Origin of the sequence: Mucilaginibacter angelicae, assembly GCF_042434235.1 — a bacterium.
Lineage (GTDB): Bacteria > Bacteroidota > Bacteroidia > Sphingobacteriales > Sphingobacteriaceae > Mucilaginibacter > Mucilaginibacter angelicae.
In genome coordinates this window covers 26,608-37,072 of sequence record NZ_JBHLTS010000062.1, presented here as the reverse complement: position 1 = coordinate 37,072, position 10,465 = coordinate 26,608, and the positions used below count along the sequence as shown (strand labels likewise).

The following is a 10,465-nucleotide window of genomic DNA, read 5'->3' as shown; positions in this document are numbered from 1 at the left end:
CGATACTTACTTAGATAGTTTCGCTTTAGCGTCAGATCATTGGTGTTTATTCGCATAACAAAATTAGCTTAGTTATATAAAGCTAATTCTGTTACCGAATTATCTAACCTTTACAGCAATGACATGGTTTTTGCTTATTCGCTATGCAGCTTTCATTTTCCCAATAACCTGCAGCTTCAAACGAGCGCAAGAAAAAAAGAAATAATTACTCTATCCTACCCCCATAATAGTCGCAAATGCCCCGCACACAAAGCTTAGTTTGATGTTAAATTTGATCATCAATTAAACTATTCATTATGAAGACTGAAGAATCAGAAAGCCCTTTTAGCAAATTGGGTAACCCGGCCAGGCGCGCACTGGCCAATGCAGGTATCACATCATTGCTTGAATTATCTAAACTTACCGAAAAAGAGTTTTTGCATTTGCACGGTGTTGGCAAAAGTTCGGTACCGGTAGTGAGGGAGAAGATGAAAGAGGAGGGATTAAGCTTCAGAGAATAAAACAGTGAAATCCCTGTGCCTTCCCGCACAGGGATATTAAAGCTTACAATATATAATATACGTTTGCTTTAGCGGTAGCAGGTTGTACTGCTGCCTTTTCACTCTCATGTTTATCGTTAAGCATCTGCTTCAGGTCGCGTTCAATGGTTTGCGAAATGGCAGTTGTCGGGGTATCTGTTGGTTTGTTTTCAAAAGGGTCCTGCAGGTGGATGGCCATTTTCTCTACCAGTAAAAATGCTGCTGCTATAGCTATGATCAGCGGTACTTCAAACATGCCGAAAAACTCGATGAGGCCAAATGGCAGCAGTATAATAAACAGGTACAGGCAAAAGTGGATATATAAACTGTAGGTAACCGGAAATACCGTGTTTTTGATCCGCTCGCATTTGCCCATGGCATCACAAAGCCTGGAAAGCGTGCCATCTATCTGTACCTGCTGGTAATCATTAAGCCACCCGTTTTTATAAGCCAGGCGCAGATCGAGGCCATGAAGCTTAAGTAAGCTGTTGGGCATATTGCTAAACCGGCGGGTAAATTTTACCTCCTCATCAACTAAAAAGTCAATGCTGCGGATATAGCTGTTTTGCCCGCGTAATGACTGGCTCAGGCTGTAGCACCAGGCTATTTGCCGGTATACAAATCGTTTTTTAAAGCCCTCAACTTCTTCGCAGGCTGCATCGCCGCCATCTAAAAAGGTAGTTAATTCACGCGTTAGCGAGCGGGAATCATTTACTATAGCTCCCCAAAGGCCCCGGGCTTCCCACCAGCGGTCATAAGCCTGGTTTGATCGAAACGCCAGCAGCAATGATATGATGGTTGCCAGAATGGCCGGTACAGCAATTGGTATGGATATACGGTACTCCGGGAAAAAGCGGTGGAACAATGCAATGCTAATAGCATACACGGCAACCAGTAACAATTCATTTTTTATTTTACCCACTACATATTTTACCGGGATATTTTTTTTTAATAGCATACATGTTTTTTTAAGTGTAAATGATAAATGCTTACGCAAACATTAAACCTGCAATAATTCGGCTTCAGCTTCAAGTTCGGCTGCAACTGTTGTTTGGGAGGCAACCCATGGTTTCAGGGTTATGGTGCGGTACCCACTGCGCTGCATCAAAATAGTTGGATCAAAACTGTTGGTGGTGAGAGTAGCGTAAGTGTGATTTTGCAATAAGGCAATCAGCTCAATATCTTTTGCTTCAAGATAATTTTTAAATACTGCTACGGTGTTCCCGTAAAAGAAATCAGGGTTGATGTGTTCTATCTGCTCTTCAAACTGTGATTTTAATACGGTACACTCGTTGTAAAACTCAGTGCTGATCAGTTTATACTCCCGGCTGCGGCGCGACAGCAACAGCAAATCGGATATTGAATCGGACAGTTGCAGGAAGTGCACAAACGAAATATTAAACCTTTGTTCCGGAAAACGCTCTGCTAAAGCAGGGATTATGTTTAACGATGGTAATGTAAAATCAGATGGTATGAGAATGTTTGTAGTTTTCATGGCGGTGCTTTTTAGTTAAACCATTGTTGTTTGTTAATACAATAGTCGGCACCGGGCATTAAAGCGGTTTAAGAGCGGGATTAGAATGTGATTAGAGTTTTTCCGATGTGTCATTTCGACGAACATTGGGGTGGATGAAGGGATGGCTGTGAGGAGAAATCTTTTACGCCTTGTTTATTTCAGACTGCTTGCAGAAGATTTCTCTTTCGCCCCTTTGCTTTTCCCATCCCGGCTCTATCGAAATGACAAAAAGTGCTATTTCTCCTCATGATAAACAGGCAGCATCACTCTGATCTCGGTTCCTTCATCCTGTTTGGAGATAATACCGATGTTACCTTTGTGCAGGCGTACAATGTTCAGCGCGAGGGGGAGGCCTACACCATGGCCTTCATATTTACCAGTGTTGGAGGCCCTGAAAAACGGCTCAAAAATATGCTGCAGCTCACGCTCCGGGATGCCGATACCCTGGTCTTTTACACTGAAAATAATGCTGTTGTTTTCGGCAAGCACTTTTAATACTACCGGTTTATTCTCGGAGTATTTGCAGGCATTGAGCGCTATATTACTGATGGCAAGTTTGAGCAGGTTGATATTTCCCTGCGTTATCAAACTGTCCAGGTCTTCGGGTAAGGCGGAGAAATCTATGCTTAACTTATTTGCCGGGATGATATGGTCAACAGCTTCTTTCACCATCAGGGCCAGCTCATCGGCACGCACCAGCTCCCAGTTTTGCTTTTTACCGTCGAACCCGCTTTGTGCCAGCCCAAGCAGACTGGTTATAATATCCTGCAGGCTTTGCGCCCCGTTCAGTATTTCGGTTAAGCTTTTTTGGTGAGAAGTGCCGGGCTCATTGATGTTTTTGAGGGCAAGCTCGGCTTCGCCTTTTATGATAGCAAGCGGTGTACGCAGCTCGTGAGATGCATTGCTGATGAAGTTGTTCTGGGTTTCAAAAGCCGTTTCCAGCCTGTCGAGCATATTATTAAACGTTTGGGTAAGTTCGGCTATCTCATCTTTACCACTATAATCTTCCAATCGTAAATGCAGGTTGCTGGCCGTAATGGTGTTTACTTTTTTGATGATGTTGCGTACCGGCTTAAAAGTATGGTATGAAAAACGGCGACCAATGATATAAACAATGAGTATCGAGATCAGGAAACTGACAATTAATACCTGCTCAAGATCATTAAGCTCACTAAGGCCTGATGGATTGGTTGCAGAAACTACAATAATAGCGTCGCCCTCCGGAAAGTGGAAGATATTACCGGCGTAGAATACATTAGCGGCTTTAAATCTTGATTTTCCGTTGGTAATGATATTATCTATCAGCTGGCGCGGAACGCCTTTTACCGTTTTGCCTTTGGTATAAACATCGGGTTTAATAATGTATTGCTTTTCATCAATAAGGCGTTCGAGGTAGCGCTGACGTATCTCCCGGTACATGCCCAGGCTGTCGCGGTCGTTAAGGTGGTGGATCTGCGAGGAGATGTTTACACGGGTTTCCAGCCGTTTGTAAAAATCGTCGAAGGTAAACTGGTGTACAAAATAAAAAATAGCCGTGCTGAACACTAAAATCACCGATACCGTTAAGGCAAGGAATAGCAGTGCAACTTTTTTTTGAATGGTCATGCAGCGTTATTTTTAAAAATGTACCCCATGCCAATAACGGTGTGGATGAGCTTGGGCTCAAAATCTTTATCCACCTTTTTGCGCAGGTAGTTAATATATACATCAACTACGTTGGTACCCATGTTAAAATCAATGTTCCAAACATGCTCCAGTATTTCGATACGGCTGAGCATATGGTTTTTGTTTTGTACCAAAAATTCCAGCAGGCGATATTCAGTAGCGGTAAGCTCAATAGTTTTGTTACCCCTTTTAACTGATTTTTCGTCGGTATTGATCACTAAATCGGCAACCTGGATCAGGTTTAACGGCTGTGCAAGCGCGGTATTACGCCGGGCCAGCGTTCGGATACGGGCGTTGAGCTCGGCCAGGCTAAAGGGTTTAACCATGTAATCGTCGGCCCCGCTATCCAGCCCAACTACTATATTTTCGGTGGTACCCAGGGCGGTGAGCATTAATATAGCTGCCTGCTGATTGGCCTGACGTAGCCTGCGGCAAATTTCTATACCGTTGATGCCTGGAAGCATAATATCCAGAATGATCAATTGAAAATCCATTTTGGTGGCCATCTCCAAACCTGTTGTGCCATCGAGGGCAACACTTAATTCGTGCCCTTCGGCGGTAAGGTCGCGCTGGATAATGGATACCAGTTTGGGTTCATCTTCTATGAGCAGGATCTTCATTGCGGCAAATATAAATTACACATAGTATAAACAATAAATAACGATGATGTTTTAATTCAATTCATCAGGAATATCAGTAAATTAATGCAATAATAAATGCCTTATCCAATATGCCTAATCCTTTTAAAACCTTCAGAAATTTAGCCTGTTTTGTGCTTGTTTTAGCCGTGTTTGGTTGTGACCATACAACTAAAAAACCTGATAAAAAAGTTGTAAAAAAAACGCAGAAAGTAAAGCCGAAAGAATATAAGGAGATCAAATATACGGAGCCTCAGCTTATTGCTTTTTTTGATAGCGTTGGGAAATTGCCGGTACAGCCGCTTGCTGATAAAGCTGCTTTTGGTGCTGATTCTGTTTTTAGAAATCTAATAAAACCTGTAAATAGGGAATTACCACCAGCTGATATTGCTTTGTTAAAGCACGCTACACGTGTGGAAATGATAGAAGTACATGCTGCAAAAAAGATATTTGGCGAATTAAAAACTGATAGCACCTGCACTGCCAAAGGCTTGCTTGATTCCGTAAAAAAAGGAAATGTTTATTTACGTTACTATCCGTTTGACCGGGATAAAAACAAATTTGATGAGTTTGCAATTAGGATTGGCGATGTAAGACATTGTTCTGGCTCTGAGCTGTATTTCTTTAAAGGAGATAAAATCATTGCCAAGCAAGATGGTTATGGCCGGTATGACGAAGATTTAGAGTATTTTAAAAATACAGACGGAGAAGCTATCGTTTACCAATTATCTGAATTTGAGAATGGTTCTGGTATTTGGTGGCTTAATCATTTCTTTTACAAATATGATGGTGATAAATTAATACCTGTATTAAATGAATTGAAAAATTCGAACCTGTTGCAACCATCTCCCTGGGGGATACGTGAGATATGGCTGAAATCGACTATTCAAAGTACTAATCCTTTAATTATGAAAGTGGTTTATCATCAATGTTTTCAGGATACTACTGAATTTGATCATTACGTGGCTGACCCTAAACCCGGACCTACGATAGTTAATGATTCTACATTGGTAAAGTACACTTGGAATGCACAAACAAAAAAGCTGGAAGCTCAATTTAAGTCCTCTAAAATAAGCAGACCTCAAATATTGTCTTACTATCTGGAAGATAATGAGCTTTTATTTATAAATACCTATCATCAAACATTAAAAAAGATGATGCTCAATAAAAAGAAGAAAAGATATATACTTCACTATTTGAATAATATAAAGAATTATCAAAACGAAGTTTCTGAACGCCAATAAGCATTAAATGTCTCTGGTCGAAGTTTAGCGATAGCGTAACTTCGTCCTAAAATCATGGAAGCATTCTGCTTCCGTGATTCAGTTTGAAAAGCTCAATTCAGATGCTATTTAGATAAGGACACTCAAGCTGAAAGCTTGAGCTATTTTAGGACGAAGTTACGCTATCGCTAAACTTCGACCAGTTTTCGGTCTTCGACAATCTCTCGGGTGAGTAGATAAAACAAAAAATGCCCGCTTTTGGCGGGCATTTTCAAATATCAAAAAGGAAACTTACCTCTTCCCCGTCACCCCAAATTTCTTTTCAAATCCGCTCAGCTGCGCACTGAACTTGTTAAACAATTGAGGCTGCTTGTATTGTTTGCTAAACTCAACCAATCCGCCCAGTATCTGCATTGAATATTGCAGGTCGCGGTTTTCGAGGTTGGTTTCGCCTTTTTGCAGCAGGGCATAGCTGTAATCGAGCTGGTTGTTAACATAATCATCAACAAGACCCGCCAGTTTATTGCCCAGTTGAATATCATTTAAACGGTATGCGTTTTCTATCATGTAATATTTACGTACCGCAATCTCCAACGAGTTGATGGTTGTTGGCATTACCTCGTCATATTTTTTAAGCACTTTACGCGCCGAATCAGGTTTGCCGGCTTTTGCCAGATCATCGGCCAGGGTTGAATAAAGCCTGGTGATCAGCGGATAAAACATGGTCATTGATTCATGATCGAGATAGCTGGCGTTTTTCATGTTGCCCCATTTGTATTTGGTCATCATGTTTTCGTACATTTTAGCTGTGTTGCTGGCTTCAAGCGGACCAACTGCCGTATCCGGTTTTAAGGGCAGCAAACGGTAAGCAAAACCTTCATTGTACATGTATTTATCCAAACCTATCATATTGCTGTTAGGTACCGTAACCGAAAAATAAATAGGGCGCTTCCAGTTGTTATGCGATAAGATATCCATCATGGCCAGCACATCTTTGGTAACATAACGACCGCTGAATGTCCAATCCATTTCCGGGGTTATCTTATCTTTATCGGCTGCTGTTACAGTGCCGGTTTTAATTACCTCATCGGCGTTAACTGTAAGTTTGAATTTATTGGTTGGCAGGTAATTGGCAACATCGCCATTATTATACTCAACCATGGTCTCTTTTTTATCTGATGAAATAAAATCAAAAACATCTTTCAATTCAGTTGCTCCAGGAATTTTCTGATCATTAAAATAGATCACATCACGCACACCTGGTTTAAACTTATCGTTAGACATGCTGATCGGCAATGGCTCCGATTCGTTCATCTTATTTTTCATGCCGCGGATATACCAGTCGGTTCCCAGCAGGCTCAGGTTTACGATGCGAACATCGGGACGTACGTTTTCAACCTCCTGTATGTACCAAAGCGGGTAAGTGTCATTATCGCCATAAGTAAACAAAATAGCGTTTGGTGCGCATGAGTTAAGGTAGTTATAAGCCATATCATGCGGGGTAAGTTTAGTTGAGCGGTCGTGATCGTCCCACTCCTGGTTGGCCATTAATAAAGGCGCTGCCAATAAACAAACCACGGTAGAGATGATAGCGCTTACCTTTGCATTGAGCTTTTTGCTCAGCACATCTGCAATGCCTATCACGCCCAAACCTATCCATATGGCAAAAGCATAAAAGGAGCCGGCATAGGCATAATCACGTTCACGGGGTTGCAGCGGGTCCTGGTTAAGGTAAAGCACAATAGCTAAACCGGTACAAACAAACAGGATGGCAACAACACCTGCCTCGCGCTGGTTGCGCGCAAAATGAAACACTGCGCCAAATAAGCCGATGATAAGTGGTAAAAAGAACAGACGGTTATAGCTTTTGCTTTGGGTAACCGAATAGGGCAGGGGCTTGTTAAAATTCCAGCCGCTGATCCATTCACCGTCGGCGCCCGAATTTAAACTCTGGCCGTCAAGGTCATTGGCCCGGCCTGCAAAGTTCCACAGGAAATAACGGGTATACATTTGGTTGATTTGCCATTTGGCAAAAAAACTAATGTTTGAGCCAAAGTTTGGGTGTTCGCTTTCACCAAGACCGGTCCACTCGCGGTAAAACTCCGGGTGCCCGGGTTTGTCGCTAAACATCCGTGGGAACAAGGTATTGCGGTCATAAACTGTATTGAGTTTTTTACCGGCAACTTCATATTTGGTTTTACCGCGGCGGTAAATATTAGCGCCTTCGGTTTGCGCTGTAGCTTCCGAATCAAAAAACTGACCGTATAATAATGGGGTATCGCCATACTGATCGCGGTTAAGGTAGCTGTTTAGGGCGAAGGCATTTTCAGGGTCGCTGTTGTTGAGGTTAGGATTAGCTTTTGCCCGTACAACAATCATTACAAACGAGCTGTAACCAAACAGGATAAACAGCAGGCAAATCAAAAAGCTATTGAGCGCAAAGCGTTTTTCGCGGATCTTTACCACATACTCCAACAAGGCTAAAACGGCTACACTTACTATAAGGCCAATAATGCCGCCGCTTATGCCTAATATTAAAACAAAGCATGCCGCCGCTAAAATAATAGCCGGTTTAACCGGGTTTATGGTATAGTAAATGCCGGCAACAATGGTAAGGATGAGTAAAACAAAAAACACGATGGCCCCGCTGCCGAAACCCATACCCAGGGTGTTCACAAAAAGCAGATCGGAAAAGGCCGCGCCTTTTACCGTGTATTGTATAACTCCCCATAGCACAAATGCCAATGCCACAACACTTGCTAAAAAGCTTACAATGGTGCCCTGGGCAGTAACATTTTTTACCCTGCGGAAATAGATCACCAGGCCAATAGCCGGTATCACCAGCAGGTTTAATAAGTGGATGCCTATAGAAAGGCCCATTACATATGCAATAAAAACAATCCACCTGTCGGCGTGAGGTTCATCGGCATGGGCATCCCATTTCAATATGGCCCAAAATACTACGGCAGTACAAAGTGACGATTGCGCGTAAACTTCCGATTCGACAGCCGAAAACCAGAATGTATCCGACCAGGCGTAGGCTAAAGCACCCACAAGGCCCGAGCCTATAATAAGGATGAGGTTAGTAACATTAAGCTGCTCCTGTGTTTTAACCAAAAGTTTTTTGGCGAGGGCCGTAATGGTCCAAAACAGGAACATGATGGTAGCGCCGCTGGCCAGTGCCGATGCCATATTGGCCCAGTAAGCTACTTTAGTATTATCGCCCAGCGATAGCAGGGTGAACACTTTGCCAATGATGGTAAACAATGGTGCGCCGGGTTGGTGGGCTACCTGTAAACGATAAATACAGGCTATAAATTCGCCGCAATCCCAAAAGCTTGATGATGGCTCAAGGGTTAAAATGTAGGTTACTGTGGCAATGATAAAGGCTACCCAGCCAAATATATTGTTGAGTTTTTTGTAATTCATGTTTGGATGCTATGTAAAGAAACAGGATTAAAGCAGCCGAAAATAATAAAACTATTGTGATGTTGCCATCGAAAGCAGGGTTTTAGGGCGTATTTGTATTTTATTTTGCTGTGTTTGAGTTAATAATGAATTTTTTTAAAATTCTATTTTGAGAGTCAAATATTCGTCTTATATTTGCATTCCTTTTCGGGGAGTAAAACAAACCAAAGGAGATTGCCTGATAGTATAATGGTAGTACGACGGTTTTTGGTACCGTTTGTCTAGGTTCGAATCCTGGTCGGGCAACATTAAGATTTCGGATTTCGAATTTTTGATTTCGGATTTATTCCGTTTTGAAAACTTGAAATCCGAATTGTGTTTTAAGAGGTTTGTGCAAAGGAATGCTTTATCTTTAACAGGATAGAATATCCAATCCGGAATCGAACATCCCAAATCCAAAATAAAAATGCCCTTACAATTTAACCCGGTTAAATTATTTGCAGGATCCGGCTCACAGGAGCTTGCGCATCTTATAGCTGATGCTTACGGTCGTGAGTTAGGTGAAGTTGTGATATCGCGTTTTAGCGACGGTGAATACCAGCCGCATTTTAATGAATCTGTAAGGGGATGTGATGTTTTCCTGATCCAGTCAACCCACCAGCCTACTGATAATTTAATGGAGTTACTGATGATGATTGATGCCGCCCGCCGTGCATCTGCCCATTATGTAAACGCCGTTATCCCTTATTTTGGTTTGGCCCGGCAAGACAGGAAGGATAAACCACGTGTTGCCATTGGTGCAAAACTGGTGGCCAACCTGCTGGTAGCAGCCGGTATTAACCGCATCATGACCATGGACCTGCACGCAGCGCAGATCCAGGGATTTTTTGATGTTCCGGTTGATCACCTGGATGCTTCCATTATTTTTGTGCCTTATATTAAAAGCCTTGGTTTAGGTCACCTTACTATTGCATCGCCTGATATGGGCGGTTCATACAGGGCCCGGAGCTTTGCCAAGTTCTTTAACGCTGAAGTGGTGATTTGCGATAAACGCCGTAAACGCGCTAACGAAATTGAAGCCATGACGCTGATAGGTGATGTTACCGACCAGGACATTGTACTGATCGACGATATTTGTGATACTGCCGGTACCCTTGCAAAAGCAGCCGGACTGATCATGGAGCGTGGTGCACGCAGCGTACGCGCCGTTTGTACACACCCGGTATTATCAGGTAAGGCTTATGAAACTATCGAAAACTCGGCATTAACCGAACTGATAGTTACTGATACCATACCGCTTAAACACAGCAGCCCTAAAATAAGGGTGCTTTCAACCGCCGAACTGTTTGCAAAAGCCATAAGCAATGTAAACGAACACGGTTCGATAAGCCAGTTGTTTAGGGTAGAGTAGGTATAGATCACGGTTGATGGTTCATAGTAATTGCCAACCGTGAAATGAAAGCGAATAAAAATCTTGTGGGAGATAGAACCATGAAC

The 10,465-nt window shown here is 42.5% G+C and carries 8 protein-coding genes and 1 tRNA gene; 4 read left to right on the top strand and 5 right to left on the bottom strand.

What is annotated here, in order from left to right:
• Positions 1 to 296: 296 nt before the first annotated feature.
• On the top strand, positions 297 to 500 hold the full coding sequence (locus ACFFGT_RS20310) for a helix-hairpin-helix domain-containing protein (protein ID WP_377024342.1): 204 nt from the start codon (positions 297 to 299) through the stop codon (positions 498 to 500).
• Between the two features lie 43 nt (positions 501 to 543).
• Here the strand turns inward: ACFFGT_RS20310 and ACFFGT_RS20305 are convergent, their stop codons facing one another.
• From ACFFGT_RS20305 to ACFFGT_RS20290, 4 genes are all read right to left on the bottom strand, one after another.
• A complete protein-coding gene (locus tag ACFFGT_RS20305; RefSeq protein ID WP_377024341.1) occupies positions 544 to 1,476 on the bottom strand; it encodes a bestrophin family protein in 933 nt (310 codons plus the stop codon).
• A gap of 42 nt (positions 1,477 to 1,518) precedes the next feature.
• Entirely contained in the window at positions 1,519 to 2,013 is a 495-nt protein-coding gene (locus ACFFGT_RS20300; protein WP_377024340.1) for a hypothetical protein, read from the bottom strand.
• Between the two features lie 255 nt (positions 2,014 to 2,268).
• Positions 2,269 to 3,639: a HAMP domain-containing sensor histidine kinase gene (locus tag ACFFGT_RS20295; RefSeq protein ID WP_377024339.1), complete on the bottom strand. Its 1,371-nt coding sequence runs from the start codon at positions 3,637 to 3,639 to the stop codon at positions 2,269 to 2,271.
• Positions 3,636 to 4,319 (bottom strand): response regulator transcription factor, encoded by a 684-nt coding sequence (locus ACFFGT_RS20290; protein ID WP_377024338.1) that lies wholly within the window; start codon positions 4,317 to 4,319, stop codon positions 3,636 to 3,638. Before ACFFGT_RS20290 ends, ACFFGT_RS20295 begins: the two co-directional genes overlap by 4 nt.
• Positions 4,320 to 4,429: 110 nt before the next feature.
• Between ACFFGT_RS20290 and ACFFGT_RS20285 the strand changes: the two genes are divergently transcribed.
• On the top strand, positions 4,430 to 5,581 hold the full coding sequence (locus tag ACFFGT_RS20285) for a hypothetical protein (RefSeq protein ID WP_377024337.1): 1,152 nt from the start codon (positions 4,430 to 4,432) through the stop codon (positions 5,579 to 5,581).
• 270 nt (positions 5,582 to 5,851) lie between these two features.
• On the opposite strand, the gene ACFFGT_RS20280 is transcribed toward ACFFGT_RS20285, so the two are convergent.
• Positions 5,852 to 8,989, bottom strand: coding sequence for a glycosyltransferase family 117 protein (locus tag ACFFGT_RS20280; RefSeq protein ID WP_377024336.1), 3,138 nt, complete (start codon positions 8,987 to 8,989; stop codon positions 5,852 to 5,854).
• Positions 8,990 to 9,203: 214 nt separating this feature from the next.
• On the opposite strand from ACFFGT_RS20280, the gene ACFFGT_RS20275 reads away from it, so the two are divergent.
• A tRNA-Gln gene (locus tag ACFFGT_RS20275) sits at positions 9,204 to 9,274 on the top strand.
• Between the two features lie 160 nt (positions 9,275 to 9,434).
• Complete coding sequence (locus ACFFGT_RS20270) at positions 9,435 to 10,379, top strand: ribose-phosphate pyrophosphokinase (protein ID WP_377024335.1); 945 nt, start codon at positions 9,435 to 9,437, stop codon at positions 10,377 to 10,379.
• Positions 10,380 to 10,465 lie beyond the last annotated feature (86 nt).

Coding starts and splice junctions, on each gene's coding strand:
- ACFFGT_RS20310 (WP_377024342.1), top strand. CDS start 297: ATGAAGACTGAAGAATCAGAAAGCCCTTTTAGCAAATTGGGTAACCCG.
- ACFFGT_RS20305 (WP_377024341.1), bottom strand. CDS start 1,476: ATGCTATTAAAAAAAAATATCCCGGTAAAATATGTAGTGGGTAAAATA.
- ACFFGT_RS20300 (WP_377024340.1), bottom strand. CDS start 2,013: ATGAAAACTACAAACATTCTCATACCATCTGATTTTACATTACCATCG.
- ACFFGT_RS20295 (WP_377024339.1), bottom strand. CDS start 3,639: ATGACCATTCAAAAAAAAGTTGCACTGCTATTCCTTGCCTTAACGGTA.
- ACFFGT_RS20290 (WP_377024338.1), bottom strand. CDS start 4,319: ATGAAGATCCTGCTCATAGAAGATGAACCCAAACTGGTATCCATTATC.
- ACFFGT_RS20285 (WP_377024337.1), top strand. CDS start 4,430: ATGCCTAATCCTTTTAAAACCTTCAGAAATTTAGCCTGTTTTGTGCTT.
- ACFFGT_RS20280 (WP_377024336.1), bottom strand. CDS start 8,989: ATGAATTACAAAAAACTCAACAATATATTTGGCTGGGTAGCCTTTATC.
- ACFFGT_RS20270 (WP_377024335.1), top strand. CDS start 9,435: ATGCCCTTACAATTTAACCCGGTTAAATTATTTGCAGGATCCGGCTCA.